Genomic DNA, 19,812 nt, shown 5'->3' on the forward strand with positions numbered 1-19,812 from the left:
TTAATGAACCTCGACCACGGAGCCGTGCAACTTGTGCAAGGCGTCGTTGACGGCCTCCGGCATCAATTGGCGCAGGCAGTTGTAATGGCCGAAACGGCAGGTACGGTCGAAGCACGGGCTGCATTCGATGCCCAGGCGCACGACTTCGACCTGCTCGGCCAGCGGCGGGGTGAAGCCCGGCGAAGTCGAACCGTAGACGGCGACCAGCGGGCGGTTCAACGCAGCGGCGACGTGCATCAGGCCGGAGTCGTTGGACACCACCGAGTCTGCACACGACAGCAGGTCGATGGCCTCGGCCAACGAAGTACCGCCACTGAGATTGACCGATTCCTCCCGCAGGCCCGGAATCAAACGTGCGCGGATGTCTTCGCCGACCGCGTGATCGTTTTTCGAACCGAACAGCCACACCTGCCAGCCTTCGCGAATGCGCGCTTCGGCGACTTTGGCGTAGTGCTCGGACGGCCAGCGCTTGGATTCGCCGAACTCGGCGCCGGGGCACAGGGCCAACACCGGGCGGTCGAGGCTCAGGCCGAACTTGGCCAGCGCCGCTTCGCGGGTCTGCGGATCGATTTGCAGGCTCGGCCGCGGGTAGGGTTTCGGCAATTCAGCGTTCGGCTCGTAGGCCAGCGCCATGAAGCGCTCGATCATCAGCGGATAACGTTCTTTATCCAGCGCGCGCACGTCGTTGAGCAGGCCGTAACGGAACTCGCCACGCCAGCCGGTGCGTTTGGGGATGCCGGCAAAAAACGGCACCAGCGCCGACTTCAACGAGTTGGGCAGCAGGATCGCCTGATCGTACTGCCCGGCCAGAGATTTGCCGATGCGCCGACGCGTCGCCAGTTCCAGTGCGCCGTGGCCGAGCGGGAAGCTCAAGGCCTTGCGCACTTCGGGCATGCGTTCAAGGATCGGCCGGCTCCACTCGGGCGCCAGCACGTCGATTGCGCATTGCGGGTGGCGCTGTTTGAGACCCTGAAACAGTGTCTGCGCCATCACCATGTCACCGACCCAACTGGGCCCAACGATCAAAATATTCATGTGCTTTCCAAAAACGAACCGGGGAGGCAATTACGCCTCCCCGCCTCGAGAATTCTACAAACACTGTAGATCTTCTGTGGGAGCGAGCCTGCTCGCGATGGGGTCTTCACATCCAACATTATTGTCGTCTGATACTCCGCTATCGCGGGCAAGCCCGCTCCCACAGGGTTATTCGTTTTGCCGCAAATCCTTGAACACGGTAGATCCACTGTGGGAGCGAGCCTGCTCGCGAAGGGGCCGGCATATCCAGCATCGACCTCGCCTGACACGCCGCCTTCGCGAGCAGGCTCGCTCCCACATTTGAAACTCACGCCAAACTGGTGTGTTCAGCTTAGCCCCAACTCACGCCAGATTCGCATGACCTGCCGGCGTTCTTCGGCAAACTGGTCGCCCGTAATCACTCCGGCGTCCTTCTGCAGCGCCTGCCGGTGCGCGGCCGAGCGGTAGGCTTTATAGGCCTCGCGCAGCAGGCTGGCGTCTTCGGCAGGCATCAGCCCTGCGTGTTCCAGCGTTTCCAGAATGCGGATGTTATCGGTCCAGCGCAGCAGTGGCGGGTGGCTTTGCGACCACGCCAGAGCCGCGTATTGCACCATAAATTCAATATCGACGATACCTCCGGCGTCCTGCTTGAGGTCGAACGAGGCTGTGGCCTCGAAGGCATTGGCCGCCGTGCCGGCTGCGGTGCTCTTGGTGCCGAGGTTGTCGCGCATCTTCGCGCGCATCTCGCTGACTTCCTGCTGCAGCTTCGCCAGATCGCGGGGCTTGCCCAGTACTTGCGCGCGGACTTTTTCGAATGCCTGGCCAACATCCTGACTACCGACCAGCACTCGCGCCCGCACCAATGCCTGGTGTTCCCAGGTCCAGGCTTCATTTTCCTGATAGCGGGCGAACGCGCCTAGGGAACTGACCAACAAGCCCGCCGCACCAGACGGGCGCAAACGCATGTCGACTTCGTAGAGCTGGCCGGAGTTGGTCTGCGCCGTCAGCAAGTGAATGATCCGCTGCCCCAGCCGCGTGAAGAATTGCGCACCGTCGATCGACTTCGGCCCGTCAGTTTCCGCATGCGGATCGCCGTCGTGAATGAACACCAGATCCAGATCCGAACCATGCCCCAGCTCCAGACCGCCGACCTTGCCATAACCGACAATAATGAAGCCGGGGTCGCACAAGGTGCCGTCGGTGCGCAGCGGCGTGCCGTACTTGGCCACCGTCTGGCGCCAGGCCAGGGCCAGCACTTGCTCAAGAATCGCCTCGGCCAGCCAGGTCAGGTAATCGCTGACTTTCATCAACGGCAGGCTGCCGGCGATTTCCGAGGCGGCGACGCGCAAGCGGTGCGCCAGTTTGAAATGGCGCAGGGCTTCCATCTGCTGTTCGAGGTCGTCTTCGGGAATCCGCGTCAACCGTTCGCGCAACTCGGCGGCCAGTTCCGGCGCCAAGGGCGGCTTGAACAGACGCCCCTCATTCAGCAACTCGTCGAGCAGCAGCGGAAAGCGGGTGATCTGTTCAGCGATCCAGGGACTCGCCGCGCACAGCGTCAACAACCGCCGCAGGGCGCCGGGGTTCTCGGTCAACAGCACCAGATACGCCGAACGCCGGGCCACCGCCTCGACCAACGGCAGCACCCGTTCAAGCACCAGATCGGGGTTGTCATGCTCCACCGCTTGCGCGAGCAGACGCGGAATGAACGCATCGAGTCGCTCTCGTCCCAAACGCTGCATGGCGCGCAATTGCGGACTGCCGCGCAAACCGGCCAGGGCTTTCAGGGCTTTGCTCGCATCGGCAAAACCGGCCTCCTGCAACTGACGGCAAGCCGCTTCCTCGTCCTGGGCCTCTTCCCACAGTGGCAGCCATTCACCGCCAACCACCACTTCGTTTTCGGCGCCCTCCTCCTCGTCGGGATCGGCGATCACCTGGGCAAAGTGCCAGGCCACACGGCCGCGCCAGAACATCAGTTTTTCGTGGAAAGCCTCCCAATCGGCGAAACCGAGCATGAAGGCAATGCGCGCCTGATCCTGAGCGCCATCCGGGAGCATCTGGGTCTGACGGTCGGCGATCGCCTGGATGGCGTGTTCGGTGTAACGCAAGAATTCGTAGCCTTCGCGCAACTCACTGACCACCGCCGGCGGCAGATAACCCTGCCCTTCCAGCGTGCTCAACACCTTTAATAGAGGACGCTGTTGCAGGCTCAGGTCGCGCCCGCCGTGGATCAACTGAAAGGCTTGGGCGATGAACTCGACCTCACGGATGCCACCAGAGCCCAGCTTGATGTTGTCGGCCATGCCCTTGCGCCGCACTTCCTGCTGGATCAGCTGCTTCATGGTGCGCAGCGCTTCGATCGCCGAGAAGTCCAGATAGCGCCGGTAAACGAACGGCCGCAGCATATCGAGCAATTGCGCACCCGCCGCCTGATCGCCGGCCACCACCCGCGCCTTGATCATCGCGTAGCGTTCCCAATCGCGACCCTGATCCTGGTAATACTGCTCCAGCGCATTGAAGCTCAGCACCAGCGCGCCGGACGAACCGTACGGACGCAGACGCATGTCGACACGAAAGACGAAGCCGTCGACGGTCATCGGGTCGAGCGCCTTGATCAGGCGCTGGCCGAGACGGATGAAAAATTCCTGGTTGTCCAGCGAGCGCTTCACCCCAACGGTTTCGCCGCCTTCGGGATAGGCAAAAATCAGGTCGATGTCCGACGACAGATTCAATTCGACGGCGCCGAGCTTGCCCATGCCGAGAATGACCATCTGCTGCGGCAGACCGCTGCGGCGCCCGGTCGGCGTGCCGAACTGTTCGCAATGACGGCTGTACAGCCATTGATAGGCCTGGTCGATGGTGGCGTCGGCCATGTCCGAAAGATCGCGACAGGTCTGCACCAGATCGGCCTGGCGGGTGAGGTCACGCCAGATGATCCGCACCTGATGCCGGGCGCGCTGGCGGCGCAGGGCGCGGCCGAGCTCGTCTTCGCTCTGCGCGGCATTTACCGCAGCAGCAATTTGCGTGCACAGTTCGCCCGGTGCATAAGCCCGGTCGAGTTCGCCGGACTGCACCAGCGCCAGCAACATCAAAGGGTCACGAACGCTCTGTTCAATGACAAACTCGCTGGCGGCGCTGACGCGGGCGAACTGCGCCCAGCGCTCGGAGGACCAGTTCGCCAGACCGTGATCGTCATCCAGCGCGGCGACGGCCGTACGGAACGACTGCTCGGATCGATTGACCAACGGCAGGAGAATGGCGGGCAGTTCGGCAAGCACGGGCAGGGTCATGGTCTATCCTTGATCGGCGTGTAAATGGCCGCTTGTAGTGATTGGCGAAAAGCCGCTACCCGCTGGAGTGTCGAACAAAAGTTAGAAATAGCTGAAAATTCATTGTCGTTGGCAGCGAATATCAAAGTTTCACCTTTTTCGGATGGCAAAAGACCAACCTTAACGATTATTCTCACAACGCAGTTGGAGGCCACGAGCCATTCTTCTGTAGTTTTACTACTCGTCTATACATTCGAAAGGCTGAAATGCCGGAAGATTTGTAGTAAAACTACACGCCGCCGGAACAACCTGTCGGCAATCCAAGAATTTTAAATCGTCTGCCCACAAGGCCAGTCGCAAACTCAGGCAACCGATTCTGGAAGCCTTTCCGCCCTGGAGCAAGCCATGCAAGACCTCGATCCCGTCGAAACCCAGGAATGGCTGGACGCCCTGGAATCGGTTCTCGACAAAGAAGGCGAAGACCGTGCTCACTATCTGATGACCCGTATGGGTGAACTGGCGACCCGCAGCGGTTCGCAGCTCCCTTACGCCATCACCACGCCTTACCGCAACACGATCCCCGTTACCCACGAAGCACGCATGCCTGGCGACCTGTTCATGGAACGCCGCATTCGCTCGCTGGTACGCTGGAACGCGATGGCCATGGTAATGCGTACGAACCTGAAAGATTCTGACCTGGGTGGTCACATCTCCAGCTTCGCTTCCAGTGCGACCCTGTATGACATCGGCTTCAACTACTTCTTCCAGGCCCCGACCGACGAACACGGCGGCGACCTGATCTACTTCCAGGGCCACACCTCGCCAGGCGTTTACGCCCGTGCCTTCATGGAAGGCCGCATCACCGAAGACCAGATGAACAACTTCCGTCAGGAAGTCGATGGTCAAGGCCTGTCGTCCTATCCGCACCCGTGGTTGATGCCTGACTTCTGGCAGTTCCCGACCGTATCGATGGGTCTGGGTCCGATCCAGGCAATCTACCAGGCACGTTTCATGAAGTACCTAGAACACCGCGGTTTCATTCAGCCGGGCAAACAGAAAGTCTGGTGCTTCCTGGGCGACGGCGAGTGCGACGAGCCGGAATCCCTGGGCGCGATCTCCCTGGCCGGCCGCGAGAAGCTGGACAACCTGATCTTCGTCATCAACTGCAACCTGCAGCGCCTCGACGGCCCGGTTCGCGGCAACGGCAAGATCATCCAGGAACTCGAAGGCGTGTTCCGTGGTGCACAGTGGAACGTGACCAAAGTCATCTGGGGCCGTTTCTGGGACCCACTGCTGGCCAAGGACGTCGACGGCATCCTGCAGCGTCGCATGGACGAAGTCATCGACGGCGAGTACCAGAACTACAAAGCCAAAGACGGCGCGTTCGTTCGCGAGCACTTCTTCAACACGCCTGAACTCAAGGCAATGGTTGCCGATTTGTCCGACGACGAGATCTGGAAACTCAACCGTGGCGGCCACGACCCGTACAAGGTCTACGCGGCGTACCACGAAGCGGTCAACCACAAGGAACAACCAACCGTCATCCTCGCCAAGACCATCAAGGGTTATGGCACCGGTGCCGGCGAAGCGAAAAACACCGCGCACAACACCAAGAAAGTCGATGTCGACAGCCTGAAGCTGTTCCGCGACCGTTTCGACATCCCGGTCAAGGACGAAGAGCTGGAGAACCTGCCGTTCTTCAAGCCTGAGCCAAACAGCGCCGAAGCCCGCTACCTCGCCGAGCGTCGCTCGGCATTGGGCGGTTTCGTACCACAGCGCCGCGCGCAGAGCTTCAGCGTACCGACTCCGGATCTGGATACCCTCAAGGCCATCCTTGACGGTTCCGGCGACCGCGAAATTTCCACCACCATGGCCTTCGTGCGAATCCTCGCGCAATTGGTCAAGGACAAGGAAATCGGCCCGCGCATCGTTCCGATCATCCCGGACGAAGCCCGTACCTTCGGTATGGAAGGCATGTTCCGTCAGCTCGGCATCTACTCATCCGTCGGCCAGCTCTACGAGCCAGTCGATAAAGACCAGGTGATGTTCTACAAGGAAGACCAGAAAGGTCAGATCCTTGAAGAAGGCATCAACGAAGCAGGCGCCATGAGCTCGTTCATCGCCGCCGGTACTTCGTACTCCAGCCACAACCAGCCGATGCTGCCGTTCTACATCTTCTATTCGATGTTCGGCTTCCAGCGTATTGGCGACCTGGCCTGGGCTGCCGGCGACAGCCGTACCCGTGGCTTCCTGATCGGCGGCACCGCCGGCCGTACCACCCTGAACGGTGAAGGTCTGCAGCACGAAGACGGTCACAGCCACCTGCTGGCCGCGACCATCCCGAACTGCCGCACCTACGATCCGACCTACGGCTACGAGCTGGCGGTGATCATTCAGGACGGCATGAAGAAGATGACCGAAGAGCAACAGGACATCTTCTACTACATCACCGTGATGAACGAGTCGTACCAGCAGCCAGCCATGCCGGCCGGTGCCGAAGAAGGCATCAAGAAAGGCATGTACCTGCTCGAGGAAGACACCCGCGACGCGGCGCATCACGTCCAGCTGATGGGCTCCGGCACCATCCTGCGTGAAGTGCGTGAAGCGGCGAAGATCCTGCGTGAAGAGTTCAACGTCGGCGCCGACGTGTGGAGCGTTACCAGCTTCAACGAACTGCGTCGCGATGGCCTCGCCGTAGAGCGCAGCAACCGTCTAAAGCCTGGCCAGAAGCCGAAGCTGAGCTACGTCGAAGAATGCCTGAACGGCCGTAAAGGTCCGGTCATCGCCTCTACCGACTACATGAAGCTGTTCGCCGAGCAGATCCGTCAGTGGGTACCGTCCAAGGAATTCAAAGTCCTGGGCACCGACGGTTTCGGCCGTAGCGACAGCCGCAAGAAACTGCGTCATTTCTTCGAAGTCGACCGTCATTTCGTGGTGTTGGCAGCCCTGGAAGCACTGGCTGACCGTGGTGATATCGAACCTAAAGTCGTGGCTGAGGCCATCGTCAAGTTCGGCATCGACCCGGAAAAACGCAACCCACTGGACTGCTGAGGAGACATTTTGTGAGCGAACTCATTCGCGTACCTGACATCGGCAGCGGTGAAGGTGAAGTAATTGAACTGTTTGTAAAGGTCGGCGACCGCATCGAAGCCGACCAGAGCATCCTGACCCTGGAATCGGACAAGGCCAGCATGGAAGTGCCAGCCCCGAAAGCCGGCGTCATCAAAAGCCTGAAAGTGAAGCTGGGCGACCGCCTGAAAGAAGGCGACGAACTGCTCGAGCTGGAAGTCGAGGGCGCTGCTGAAGCGGCACCTGCTCCGGCGGCGGCTCCGGCTGCCAAAGCTGAAGAAAAACCGGCTGCGGCACCTGCTGCTGCCGCGCCTGCCGCTGCCCCTGCTGCCGCTTCGGTACAGCAAGTGCACGTGCCGGACATCGGTTCGTCGGGCAAGGCGCAGATCATCGAGATTCAGGTCAAGGTCGGCGACACCGTCGAAGCTGATCAATCGCTGATCACCCTTGAATCCGACAAGGCGAGCATGGAAATTCCCTCGCCTGCCGCGGGCGTGGTCAAGGCCATCAGCGTCAAGCTCAACGACGAAGTCGGCACTGGCGACCTGATTCTGGATCTGGAAGTGGCGGGTGCTGCGGCGCCTGCTGCGGCCGCTCCGGCTCAGACTGCCGCGCCTGCTGCCGCCGCTGCGCCAGCGCCGACTGCTGCTCCGGCGGCACCGGTCGCCGACAGCGTGCAGGACATCCACGTTCCGGACATCGGTTCGGCCGGCAAGGCCAAGATCATCGAAGTGCTGGTCAAGGCCGGCGACACCGTCGAAGCCGACCAGTCGCTGATCACCCTGGAATCCGACAAGGCCAGCATGGAAATTCCATCGCCTGCCGCTGGCGTGGTCGAAAGCGTTTCGATCAAGCTGGATGACGAAGTCGGCACCGGCGACCTGATCCTCAAGCTGAAAGTCAAAGGCGCGGCGCCTGCTGCTGCTTCGGCTCCCGCGGCCGCGGCTGCACCGAGCGCTCCGGCACCGGCCGCTGCTGCCCCGGCTGCACCTGCTGCTGCCGCTCCAGCTGCCGCACCGGCCAAGCCGGGCGCGAAAGTTCACGCCGGTCCCGCCGTGCGTCAACTGGCCCGTGAGTTTGGCGTCGAGCTGAGCGCTGTCGGCGCCAGCGGCCCGCACGGTCGTATTCTGAAAGAAGACGTGCAGACCTACGTCAAAGCGATGATGCAGAAGGCCAAGGAAGCACCGGCCGCTGCTGCTGGCGCAACCGGTGGCGCGGGCATCCCGCCGATTCCGGTCGTCGATTTCAGCCGTTTCGGCGAAATCGAAGAAGTGCCGATGACTCGCCTGATGCAAGTCGGCGCTGCCAACCTGCACCGCAGCTGGCTGAACGTGCCACACGTGACGCAATTCGACTCGGCAGACATCACCGAGCTGGAAGCTTTCCGTGTTGCACAGAAGGCCGTGGCCGAGAAGGCTGGCGTCAAGCTGACCATCCTGCCGCTGCTGCTCAAGACCTGCGCGCATCTGCTCAAGGAGCTGCCGGACTTCAACAGTTCGCTGGCGCCAAGCGGCAAAGCGATCATCCGCAAGAAATACGTGAACATCGGCTTCGCCGTCGACACCCCGGATGGCCTGCTGGTGCCGGTCATCAAGAACGTCGACCAGAAGAGCCTGCTGCAACTGGCGGCCGAAGCGGCTTCGCTGGCTGAAAAAGCCCGCACCAAGAAGCTGTCCTCGGACGAGATGCAAGGCGCCTGCTTCACCATTTCCAGCCTCGGCCATATTGGCGGCACCGGCTTCACGCCGATCGTCAACGCGCCGGAAGTGGCGATTCTCGGTGTGTCCAAGGCAACCATCCAGCCAGTCTGGGACGGCAAAGCCTTCCAGCCGAAACTGATGCTGCCACTGTCGCTGTCCTACGATCACCGTGTGATCAACGGCGCCGCTGCCGCACGCTTCACCCAGCGTCTGGGCAGCCTGTTGGGCGACATCCGCACCATCCTGCTGTAATCCAAACGGCCCTCCGACAACGGAGGGCCGCTTGCTGCACCCTTTCGAGCGCCACACGCTCGTACCTCAACCCCGTCATCTGGCGGGGCTTTTTTTTGCCTGAAGAAACCTGCCTCTCGGCTTTTTCCCACACGTTGCGCTGATTTCGGCCACAACCCTGGTCGACTTGGCGCTGATCTCTTTTGTCCTGCACGCAACTAACCTAGGCGCAGCCAATTCAACTAACCAAAGTTAGTGAATCCCAGTTAATTCAAGTTACTTCGAATGGATTCGACATGTTAAAACCAACTATCGGGCCGATCGTCGGCCACGTTACAACTACTCATGCCCGCATATTTCTGCGTGGCGATGCCCAGAACAACTCACGGGTATTTGCCGGAGTACGTTATCGCGCAGCCGGTGCACAACAATGGTCAAAAGGTAACTTTGCGCACCTGAGCGCTATACGCGACATGTCACACGTGTTCGCCCTCAACAACTTGAGTGCCGACACCGAATATGAATATCAGGCCGGCTGGTTCAGCCCGATGAATCCGGTTCATACACCAGATAGCGTTGCCGAGTTGCCGCTGCAATGGCCGCGCGAGATCTATCGTCTGCGGACTCGCTCCAGCAAGCCTATGCAGCCGCGGGCCTATATTGTCGGTTCGTGTCGCTATCTGCGCATGACCGCGGGGGTTGCCTCCCTGCCGCAGTTGGGCGACCGGATCTTTGCTTCGATCAATCAAGTGATCGAGGGTATTGAGCCACCGATCAGTGCAGTGTTGATGACCGGGGATCAAATCTACGTTGACGATCTGAATGTGATTGCGCCGGACCGTGAGTATCAGGACATTCTCAGCAAATACCGTGCGGCGTTTTCGCAACCTCATATAAAACGCCTGATGTCCAGCACTTCGACTTACATGATTCTTGACGATCATGAAATTGAAGACAACTGGCCGGTCAATGCCAATAAGTCTGACGTTGATTTGTTCCGTAATGCGATGGCGGCCTATGAATTGTATCAAGCCAGTCACAGCCCGGCACATCCGCTGAAAACTAACGGTGAACTAGATCGCTCGTCGCTTGAGCATTACTGGTATCAATTCAGCGACGGCGATATCGAATGGTTCGTGACGGACAGCCGTACCCGGCGCAACTTGTCGGCTGATGATCGGCGCATTCTCGATGAGGCTCAGGAACAGGCGCTGCTCAAATGGCTGATCCACAGCGAAGCGCGGGTCAAGTTCGTGGTGACCAGTGTGATGTTCTACCCGGACCGCAAGCTTCATGGCGATGACGCCTGGAAAGCCTTCCCCGAACAACGCCTGCGCCTGCTGGAAACCATTCGCACCCGACGGATCAGGAATGTTGTGTTCGTTTCGGGTGATGTTCACGGTTCGCTGACCGCGCGCCTGACTCACAGCGAAGATCCGGATTTCGAAGTACACACGGTGGTGTCATCGCCGCTATGCAACAGCAAGTTGCTGCCGTATGCCAAAGCGTCGACGTTCATACTCGATCAACCGCTAGTGCGCACCGCCGCCGGGGATTATCGGCATGAGCTGACAGGCAAAGTGGTCAGCGAGGACAATTTTGCCCACCTGGTGGTCGAGGCCGGGCAGATTCAGGTCAACTATCACGACCGAGACGGCAAACGCCTGCAATCGATCGTCATTCCCCTACGCTGATCAGTAGGTGCACTGGGCGCTGTTGCCGAGCATCAACCGCTCTGGAACGGCGCTCTGTCATGCTCAGTGCATTAGTTTTGTGCACTGGCTGGAGAAATGTTCAGCCCAGCCGACATATTCTTATAGCACTTGGCCTTCATCTCTCTTGTCAGTCGGGGCCGCAATGATGCAACCTTGCCGCAGGCAACAGTTAAGAGGGCGCGAGCCCGGCGCGTTCAGCATATTTCCAAGCGAGTTCCCTTCATGAAGAGCCAACCCGATGCCGCCAGCCGTATGGCGGCCGAGGTAGTGACGCAGTTGCCTGTGCCCTCGCGGCTCGGCATGCTGCGTTTCGAGCGCTTGAATGAAGCCAGTTGGGCCATGCTGTTTCTCGATCCCAACTGTGAACGCCAGTTCGGCCAGCCGGCCGTCGAGTTGTGCGCGCTGGTCGGCTCGCCGTATGCCAGCCTGATGGAACCGGAAGCGCGCTATCAATTGCATGACGCGATCCAGCAACAGCTCACCGTCAGCCCGCATTACCTGGTGCGCTACACCCTGCACACCGCCTCCGGGGCGCTGAGCATCCTGGAACTGGGTGAAGCCTACAAACAGCACAATCGGCATCTGCTGCGCGGCTACCTGCTGGCGGTCGACGATGTATTCAGCGAGCCGCCATTACTGCCCTCCGTCGATCTGGAAACGCAGAACTCACGGCTGCAGATCGCCCTCGAACTCAATCAACGCGCGCAGCAGGAACAACTGCAGCACCTGGAGCGCGTGCGTGCCCAGCAGGAACTGATTCTGCTGCTCGCCCGTCAGCGCTACAGCACGCACAACTCGCTGCAGGAAGCCGCCGAACTGATCACCCGCTGCGCCTGCGATATCTATGAAATCGACTGCGCCAGCCTGTGGAACCTCGAAGGCAACCTGCTGGTGCCGATTTCCGCCTACCATCGCGCAACCCAGGAATACATCCTTCCGGACGTGATCGACATCGGCAGCTTCCCCGACTACCTGGAAGCACTGCACGGCAGCCGCGCCATCGATGCGCACAATGCAATGCGCGATCCGCGCACCCGCGAGATGGCCGAAGCCCTGCGCCCGCGTGACGTCAACGCCATGCTTGATGCGAGCATCCGCGTCGATGGCCAAGTGGTCGGTGTACTCTGCCTGGAGCAGACCGGCGTGACCCGCGCCTGGCAGTCCGACGAGATCGCGTTTGCCGGTGAGCTGGCCGATCAGTTCGCGCAAGTCATCAACAACCACAACCGCCGCGCCGCCACCAGCGCCTTGCACCTGTTCCAGCGTGCGGTCGAGCAAAGCGCCAACGCCTTTTTGCTGGTCAATTGCGATGGCGTGGTCGAGTACGTCAACCCGAGCTTCACAGCGATCACCCAGTACACCACCGAAGAAGTCCACGGCCAGCGTCTGTCGGAACTGCCGGCGCTGGAAAACCTCAGCGAACTGTTGTTCGACGCGCCCTCGGCGCTGGCCCAGAGCAACAGCTGGCAGGGCGAATTCAAAAGCCGACGAAAAAATCTCGAACCGTACTGGGGCCAGTTGTCGATTTCCAAGGTGTACGGCGACAACCGCGAGCTGACCCACTACATCGGCATCTACGAAGACATTACCCAGACCAAACTCGCGCAGCAGCGCATCGAACGTCTGGCTTACACCGACAACCTGACCAACCTCGGCAACCGTCCGGCATTCATCCGCAACCTCGACGAGCGCTTCGCCCGTGACAGCGATACGCCGATCAGCCTGCTGCTGGTGGACATCGACAACTTCAAGCGCATCAACGACAGCCTCGGCCATCAGACCGGCGACAAACTGCTGATCAGTCTGGCCCGTCGCCTGCGCAACAGCCTCAGCCCGAGCGGCAGTCTGGCGCGTTTCGCCAGTAACGAATTCGCCGTGTTGCTCGACAATACCGATCTCGAAGCCGGGCAGCGGATTGCCAGCCAGTTGCTGCTGACCCTCGACAAACCGATGTTCGTCGACAACCAGTTGATCAGCGTCACCGGCTCGGTCGGTCTGGCCTGCGCACCGTTGCACGGGCGCGACCCGCAGACGCTGATGCGCAACGCCGGTCTGGCGCTGCACAAGGCCAAGGCCAACGGCAAACACCAGTTGCAGGTGTTCACCGAGGCGCTGAATGCCGAGGCCAGTTACAAACTGTTCGTCGAGAACAACCTGCGCCGCGCCTTGACGCAAAACGAGCTGGACGTGTTCTATCAGCCCAAGCTGTGCCTGCGCAGCGGTCGTCTGCTGGGCATGGAAGCGCTGCTGCGCTGGAATCACCCGGAACGCGGGATGATTCGCCCGGATCAGTTCATCAGCGTCGCCGAAGAAACCGGCCTGATCATCCCGATCGGCAAATGGATCGCCCGTCAGGCCTGCCGCATGAGCAAAGCCCTGGCCGCTGCCGGCCTGGGCAATCTGCAGGTGGCGATCAACCTGTCACCCAAGCAGTTTTCCGACCCGGATCTGGTCGCGTCCATCGCCAACATCCTCAAGGAAGAAGCGCTGCCGGCCAATCTGCTCGAGCTGGAACTGACCGAAGGCCTGCTGCTGGAAGCCACTGAAGACACGCACTTGCAGCTCGATCAGCTCAAGCGTCTGGGCCTGACCCTGGCCATGGACGACTTCGGCACCGGCTATTCATCGCTCAGCTACCTGAAGAAATTCCCGATCGACATCATCAAGATCGATCGCAGCTTCATCCACGAAATTCCGGACAACCAGGACGACATGGAAATCACCTCAGCGGTGATCGCCATGGCCCACAATCTGAAACTCAAGGTCGTCGCCGAGGGCATCGAGACTGCCGAGCAACTGGCGTTCCTGCGGCGCCACCGTTGCGATGTCGGACAGGGCTACCTGTTCGACCGGCCGATCCCCGGCGCCGAACTGATTCCGGCGCTCAAGCGCTACCCGCGCGGGCCGTTGTGCCTCTGATCCACCGCAGTCCCCTTGCAGGGGTGGGCCTGCTCGCGATAGCGGTCCGTCTGTAACTTCTCTGCTGACTGACCCACCGCTATCGCGAGCAGGCTCACTCCTACAGTACCCATACATTTTGGGTAGTGATTAACCGGGCATCATTGGGCACACTGGCGGTCTGACTTTTCACATCCAACCTGACTGAGAGGAACGCTCATGGTTCTGCGCTCGGAAATTCTGGTGAACAAAAACGTGCTTCCAACCAAAGAACGAGCCCTGCCCGGCCGCGAAACCGCGATGACCCTGCCTGAAAAGCATTTCGTCTTCGAAGACACCCCACTGCTCGGCCCGTTCTTTCAGGACGTCGACTTCGCCATCTTCGGCCTCGGCTGCTTCTGGGGCGCGGAACGGCGCTTCTGGCAGCGCGAAGGTGTGGTCAGCACAGTCGTGGGTTATGCCGGCGGCTTCACGCCGAACCCGACTTACGAAGAAGTCTGCTCGGGCCTGACCGGTCACGCCGAAGTGGTGCTGGTGGTGTATGACAAGGCCGTTGTCAGCTACGAAGCGCTACTGGCGATGTTCTGGGAATTGCACAACCCGACTCAAGGCATGCGCCAGGGCAACGACATCGGCACACAGTACCGCTCGGTGATCTACGCGACCTCCCCTGAGCAACTGGATGCGGCGCTGAAAAGCAAAGCGCTGTACCAGGCGGAACTGGCGAAGGCCGGGCTGGGCGAAATCAGCACCGAGATCGACCAGGCACCGACCGTGTACTTTGCCGAGGCGTATCACCAGCAGTATCTGGCGAAGAATCCGGAAGGCTATTGCGGGATTGGCGGTACGGGCGTTTGCATGCCGGCGAGCCTGGCGGGCAACTGACGCCGACTGATCGTTCCCACGCATTGCGTGGGAATGCAGCCCGGGACGCTCCGCGTCCCAACAGCGGACGCAGAGCGTCCATTGAGGCATTCCCACGCAGAGCGTGGGAACGATCAATCTTGCTGTTTATCAGCTTTCGGCGATCAGCCAATCCATCTGCCAGCCACCCTGAGTCTGCCCCAATTTTTTCGACAACCACGGCAGCAACTCACGCAACTCTTCCTCCAGCCCCCACGGCGGATTGGCAATCGCCAGACCCGAGCCGTTCAGACTGTTCGGCGTATCCAACGGATGCACCAGCAGTTCCACGCGCAACAACTTCGGCGCCCCGGTGCCGGCCAGGTCCTGATAGAAACGCCGCAACGCGCGCTGATCCTTGACCGGGTACCAGATCGCCGCCACGGTCTGGCGCATGCGGCCGATCGCTTCTTTCATCGACGCCGCGCAGCGCTGCATTTCATCAAGCTGCTCGAACGGCGGATCAATCAACATCACCGCGCGTTTTTCCTGCACCGGCAACATCGCCCGCGCGACATGCCAGCCTTCGCCCAGATGAACTTTCACCCGGCGATCACCGGCCATGTTGTCCTTGAGCAACACGCCGTCTTCGGGGTGCTTCTCGTTGAGCATCATCCGATCCTGCGTGCGGGTCAGGCGCCGCGCCAGCTCCGGTGAACCGGGGTAATAGCGCAACTGGCCATCCGGGTTCATCTCCTGCAGCACGTTCATGTAGTCAGCGGTCAGCGCCGGCAGGTCCGGCTGATCCCACAAGCGCGCGATGCCTTCCAGGTACTCGCCGGTACGATTGGCCTGATCGCCCTGCAAGTCGTACAGACCGATGCCGGCGTGGCTGTCGAGATAGGCAAACGGCTGCTCCTTGCGCGACATCAGGGCGATGAGGCGGGTCAAGGTCAGGTGTTTGAACACATCGGCGTGATTGCCGGCATGGAAGGCGTGACGATAATTCATGGCTGCTCCTGCGAAGGGCGCAAAGTTTACCTTTTACCGCGTGGCAAGTCAGGGGTTGGCGGCCGAGCGGACGAAAGCCATACCCTCACCCTGGCCCTCTCCCGGAGGGAGAGGGGACTGACGGTGATGATCTTGCGGGTTGCATCGACCTGAAAGATCAGTGTGATCTCAGGCTTGGCCAATCGAAGATAAGCGCAAGTCGCAGTTCGGCACTATCACCAAGCCACTTCGGTCAGTCCTCTGAAAGAACAATTCAAATCCAAGCCTGACCAAGCCAAGTTCACCACTGAAGTCGCAGGTCAGCGAACGCCTCCCAGACAACTCGATCAGTCCCCTCTCCCTCTGGGAGAGGGTTAGGGTGAGGCTTTGCTTTTATGGCATCGAGCGCAAGCGCGAGCCGATCACATCCAGCACATCACAACCATCACGCAACGGAATCACGCAGAGCCGGGCGAAGTCGCTGAGGATGACGGAGTCGCATTCGACCGAGCCGCGCATGCACATGTTTTCCAGAACCTGAATCACGGCGCGCAGCCGGTGATTGGCGGCGTCCATGAGGATGTCGAGGGGGACGTGGGTGTCGATGAACAGCGTTGGCATGTCGCTGCAGTTGTCGGTCAGCGCCATGAAGCGATTGTCCGGGTGAGGGATGATTTTTTCGTAGGGCGGAGCTGGTTTAAGCGTCGTCATATTTTGTGCCTCTGCTGATTAAATGAGGCTACCGATGACCTTCCTACAGGTTTGGGTGGCAGCCGTACGCGAGAGTAGGAAACTGAGGAACCAGCCAAAACTCAGCTACGCCGAAGCGTTCCCGCGCACAGCCGCCGCGAAAGATGTTGCGGACACGATTTGCGTGCGCAATCAAACGTAATGGCTGGTGCACGGTAATTCCAAAGGGTTCCTACACCCTGTCACCACTCCCGCAGTGACAACGAAAAGACTATCCCTGCAACCCACCGCCCACCAGTTCATGCAATCCGCCGCAGCTCGAAGGAAATCTCCGAGGCCATTGCCGCGAAATGTCACTCCAGCTCTGCCAGCAAATACGCCAGCAACGCCGATTGCGAAGAATCTTCCGACATTGAAAGCTGAAAAAACTGCCTGACCTTGCAGCGCAAAACGGCTTCGGGAAAAGCTTCATATATCGCCGGGCTTTCTTCGCTCAACCACTGCAACGCATTGACTGTGCGAACGGCATTACCCTGCTGCGCCAGCACCGATTCGGGCACCCGCCACCACGGAAAGACCTTGCCCGAAGTTTGCGCCATACCACCGATGTGCAACGCCTGGCCGTTGATCAGAGCGCGACTGACCAGCGGAAACAGTTGCCGTGCATCCACCTCATCGGCCTGCAAAATCGGCAACAGAAAGCGCCCGTCCCAAAAGCGAAAGAACACCGTTTTGCCTTTCGGCATCAGCACTTGAGTCAGGCTTCGAAAATGCTCGACCAGCCCCTCCAGGCTTGCCGAGACACCAACAGCCAACCCCAATCGCGCGACTCGGTATCGGTGACCCAATGCAAAAACTCACTGTCGACGCTGACAATTCCCACGCAAGGCATCACCGCATCCCACTCGGCATAAACCGTCTCAGCCCACAGCGGGCTAGCCGCATCGAGCCAGGCTGCGGGCGGTTTGGCGGCGCTGGCATGGCTGAACACCGCGAACAATTGCTCGCCGGCCTGCAACGGCGCGTGCGCCAGCCAATCGGCCGGTGACAGCAAATCAGGCTGCACAGACACCGTCCTTGCAGCGCTCGCACTCTTCGCAGAATGGCGCATCGCCTTTGAAGCTCATGATCTGTGCGGCGGTCAGCACGGCAGCCGGCGCGGCGGCGAGTTTTTCCGGCAACCCCGGCACGACCGGCGCGGCGCTCAGCGCTGCCATCGGCGCGCCACCCACCACAATCGGCACGCTGCTGAAAATTCCCCCGGGACCGATGTTGATCCACTGCCCGCCTGCCTGAATCGTCGCGCTCGCACCGCCATCGATGACCACTTGCTGGCCAGCGCTAACATGGAATTGGGCGCTAGCGCTGAGGGTTTGACTGCCGACGCGAATATGCCGCTCGCCGCTGACGGTCAGATGATCGTCCCGCCTGACCTCGGTCTGCCGCTGGCCGTGGGTGATGCGCTGTTCATCGGCCTTCAACTCGTGCCGGGCGGTGCCGGTGACGACAATGCTGCGCTGGTTGTCGACCTGCACTTGCTGGTCGTGCAACACATGTTGAGTCCAGTTGCGCTGGGCGCGCAGGTAGATTTCCTCGGCGCCCTTCCGGTCCTCGATGCGCAGTTCGTTATAGCCAGCACCGCCGGGGCTGCTCTGGCTACGAAAGATGCTGCGGGTCTTGTCGGCCGGCAGATCCAGCGGCACCGGCGTCGCCGCGTTGGGCAGACAACCCATCACCAAAGGCTTGTCGGCGTCGGCATCGATGAAACCGACCAGCACCTCCATGCCGACGCGCGGAATCAACACGCTGCCGTAACGATCATGGGCCCAATTGGTGGCCACGCGCAGCCAGCAACTGGAGTGTTCGTTCAATTCACCGTCGCGATCCCAAGCCAGTTGCACCTTGACCCGTCCGTACTCGTCGCAATGGATTTCACTGTCTTTCGGCCCGGTCACCACAGCGGGTTGATAGCCGAGCATGCGCGATTTGTCCGGCCCCAGCGCCGGGCGGAAGAACACGTCCCAGGGCGTGGCGAGAAAAGTATTACGGTAACCCTGGAAGCCTTCGCCATCGCTGGTCACCGATTCTTCCAGCACCTGCGGCTGCCGCCCATGGTGCTCGACGGCGGTCAGCAGCCACAGATCGTTCCAGTCCTGACGCGGATGCTCGGTCAGTTGCAGGAAATGTCCACAGGCCAGCGCAGATTCATCGCTGATGCCTTCGGCCTGACGATAATCCGCGACGTGACGTTCCAGCGCCCGTTGCGCAAGATGTTTGCCGGTTTCCCGGTCGGTGAAACTGGCCGGGAACTGATAGTCCTCCAGCACCGGCCGCTGTTCGCTGTCGACACGGCTGTGCAGTTGCAGGTGCGGCTTTTCAAAGTTGTAGTCACGCCGGGTGACAACGCTGGTGCGGGTCTGCACGCGCACATTGAAGCGCTGCACCGCCGGCGCCCCGGCAGACATGCCGCTGCCGGGCAGGTACAGCGTCGGTTCGGGCAGACGCGCGAAAACCGTCTGGTCATCTCCGAACACCAGCAGATGGCCCTGCGGGCTGTGCTGAAAGTGGTAATGAATGCCGACCTCGGCGCACAGGCGCTGGATGAACGCCAGGTCGCTTTCGGCGTACTGCACGCAATACTCACGCTCCGGATATTCACTGCCGAGGCGAAATTCAAAGGCATCGCGCAGGATCGAATGATCCTTGAGCACCCGCGCAACAATCTGCGGCACCGTCTGATGCTGGAAAATCCGTTGATTGATGCGGTGACCGAGATAGGCCAGACGCGGCACCAGACTGACGTGATAGCGCGTCAGACGTTTCCCGGAATCGCCCTGCCCGACCTGATCGATCTGACCGTGGATACCGCCACCGTGTGCATCGAAACTCAGAAACGCCTGACCGTGCAGGAGGCTTTCGAGGTCCAGATCCGGCCGTTCGCTGACCAGTTCCAGCTCGAAACGATAGGGTTGGCTGATGGCTTCCTTGCCCGTGAACTCAAGCACTTTGAGCTCATGCCGGGCGCCTTCGAGGGTCAACGTGAAACGCGGTTGATTGGCAGGCGCGAACATCCGATGTCTCTCTGCAGTTTGAGGGCGGGCGATTCTGCATGAGGGGCAAGGGGTGGTGAGCGGGTGACGGGAAAATCAGATTTGCCCTACTTGCCTTGGCGAAAAAACTTCGAAAACCGACGCCTTCGACTACAGACAAATCCCTCAGCAACACCACTGAACCCTGTAGGAGTGAGCCTGCTCGCGATAGCGGTGTATCAGTCGGCATTTTTGTCACTGACACACCGCTATCGCGAGCAGGCTCACTCCTACAGGTGTTGGTGGCGAGTCTGAGAAATCACAGGCACAAAAAAAACGGCCCGTCTCCTTTCGGAAACGGGCCGTT

At 60.4% G+C, this 19,812-nt stretch carries 10 protein-coding genes and 1 pseudogene; 5 read left to right on the forward strand and 6 right to left on the reverse strand.

Features of this window, described 5'->3' with window-relative positions:
- Together waaF and glnE are read right to left on the reverse strand one after the other, a co-directional pair.
- Nucleotides 1-1,035, reverse strand: coding sequence for a lipopolysaccharide heptosyltransferase II (gene waaF / locus J3P93_RS25185; RefSeq protein WP_434593063.1), 1,035 nt, complete (start codon nt 1,033-1,035; stop codon nt 1-3).
- A gap of 326 nt (nt 1,036-1,361) precedes the next feature.
- Entirely contained in the window at nt 1,362-4,301 is a 2,940-nt protein-coding gene (gene glnE, locus J3P93_RS25190) for a bifunctional [glutamate--ammonia ligase]-adenylyl-L-tyrosine phosphorylase/[glutamate--ammonia-ligase] adenylyltransferase (RefSeq protein WP_434593066.1), read from the reverse strand.
- Nucleotides 4,302-4,685: 384 nt separating this feature from the next.
- Between glnE and aceE the strand changes: the two genes are divergently transcribed.
- The 5 genes from aceE (at nt 4,686) to msrA (ending at nt 14,778) form a co-directional block, all read left to right on the forward strand.
- Nucleotides 4,686-7,331 (forward strand): pyruvate dehydrogenase (acetyl-transferring), homodimeric type, encoded by a 2,646-nt coding sequence (aceE, locus tag J3P93_RS25195; RefSeq protein WP_434593069.1) that lies wholly within the window; start codon nt 4,686-4,688, stop codon nt 7,329-7,331.
- A gap of 11 nt (nt 7,332-7,342) precedes the next feature.
- Entirely contained in the window at nt 7,343-9,301 is a 1,959-nt protein-coding gene (gene aceF / locus J3P93_RS25200; protein ID WP_434593071.1) for a dihydrolipoyllysine-residue acetyltransferase, read from the forward strand.
- Between the two features lie 275 nt (nt 9,302-9,576).
- The gene (locus J3P93_RS25205; protein ID WP_434593074.1) at nt 9,577-10,974 is read left to right on the forward strand and encodes an alkaline phosphatase D family protein; all 1,398 of its coding nucleotides are present in this window, start codon (nt 9,577-9,579) and stop codon (nt 10,972-10,974) included.
- Nucleotides 10,975-11,217: 243 nt separating this feature from the next.
- Complete coding sequence (locus J3P93_RS25210; RefSeq protein ID WP_434593077.1) at nt 11,218-13,914, forward strand: putative bifunctional diguanylate cyclase/phosphodiesterase; 2,697 nt, start codon at nt 11,218-11,220, stop codon at nt 13,912-13,914.
- 198 nt (nt 13,915-14,112) lie between these two features.
- Complete coding sequence (gene msrA, locus J3P93_RS25215) at nt 14,113-14,778, forward strand: peptide-methionine (S)-S-oxide reductase MsrA (protein ID WP_434593080.1); 666 nt, start codon at nt 14,113-14,115, stop codon at nt 14,776-14,778.
- Between the two features lie 129 nt (nt 14,779-14,907).
- Here the strand turns inward: msrA and J3P93_RS25220 are convergent, their stop codons facing one another.
- The 4 genes and pseudogenes from J3P93_RS25220 to J3P93_RS25235 form a co-directional block, all read right to left on the reverse strand.
- Nucleotides 14,908-15,747, reverse strand: coding sequence for a 23S rRNA (adenine(2030)-N(6))-methyltransferase RlmJ (locus J3P93_RS25220; RefSeq protein WP_434593082.1), 840 nt, complete (start codon nt 15,745-15,747; stop codon nt 14,908-14,910).
- 372 nt (nt 15,748-16,119) lie between these two features.
- Nucleotides 16,120-16,437, reverse strand: coding sequence for a hypothetical protein (locus tag J3P93_RS25225; protein ID WP_434593084.1), 318 nt, complete (start codon nt 16,435-16,437; stop codon nt 16,120-16,122).
- A 332-nt stretch (nt 16,438-16,769) separates the two neighbouring features.
- Nucleotides 16,770-17,482, reverse strand: a pseudogene (locus J3P93_RS25230) (DUF4123 domain-containing protein).
- A complete protein-coding gene (locus J3P93_RS25235; RefSeq protein ID WP_434593087.1) occupies nt 17,472-19,487 on the reverse strand; it encodes a type VI secretion system tip protein VgrG in 2,016 nt (671 codons plus the stop codon). The pseudogene J3P93_RS25230 and the gene J3P93_RS25235 overlap by 11 nt, the downstream one beginning before the upstream one ends.
- Nucleotides 19,488-19,812: the final 325 nt, after the last annotated feature.

The organism is Pseudomonas sp. R3-57 (genome assembly GCF_051132065.1).
GTDB lineage: Bacteria > Pseudomonadota > Gammaproteobacteria > Pseudomonadales > Pseudomonadaceae > Aquipseudomonas.

Excerpts from the sequence above, each read along its gene's own strand:
- waaF (WP_434593063.1), bottom strand. The coding sequence starts at position 1,035 with ATGAATATTTTGATCGTTGGGCCCAGTTGGGTCGGTGACATGGTGATG.
- glnE (WP_434593066.1), bottom strand. The coding sequence starts at position 4,301 with ATGACCCTGCCCGTGCTTGCCGAACTGCCCGCCATTCTCCTGCCGTTG.
- aceE (WP_434593069.1), top strand. The coding sequence starts at position 4,686 with ATGCAAGACCTCGATCCCGTCGAAACCCAGGAATGGCTGGACGCCCTG.
- J3P93_RS25205 (WP_434593074.1), top strand. The coding sequence starts at position 9,577 with ATGTTAAAACCAACTATCGGGCCGATCGTCGGCCACGTTACAACTACT.
- J3P93_RS25210 (WP_434593077.1), top strand. The coding sequence starts at position 11,218 with ATGAAGAGCCAACCCGATGCCGCCAGCCGTATGGCGGCCGAGGTAGTG.
- msrA (WP_434593080.1), top strand. The coding sequence starts at position 14,113 with ATGGTTCTGCGCTCGGAAATTCTGGTGAACAAAAACGTGCTTCCAACC.
- J3P93_RS25220 (WP_434593082.1), bottom strand. The coding sequence starts at position 15,747 with ATGAATTATCGTCACGCCTTCCATGCCGGCAATCACGCCGATGTGTTC.
- J3P93_RS25225 (WP_434593084.1), bottom strand. The coding sequence starts at position 16,437 with ATGACGACGCTTAAACCAGCTCCGCCCTACGAAAAAATCATCCCTCAC.
- J3P93_RS25235 (WP_434593087.1), bottom strand. The coding sequence starts at position 19,487 with ATGTTCGCGCCTGCCAATCAACCGCGTTTCACGTTGACCCTCGAAGGC.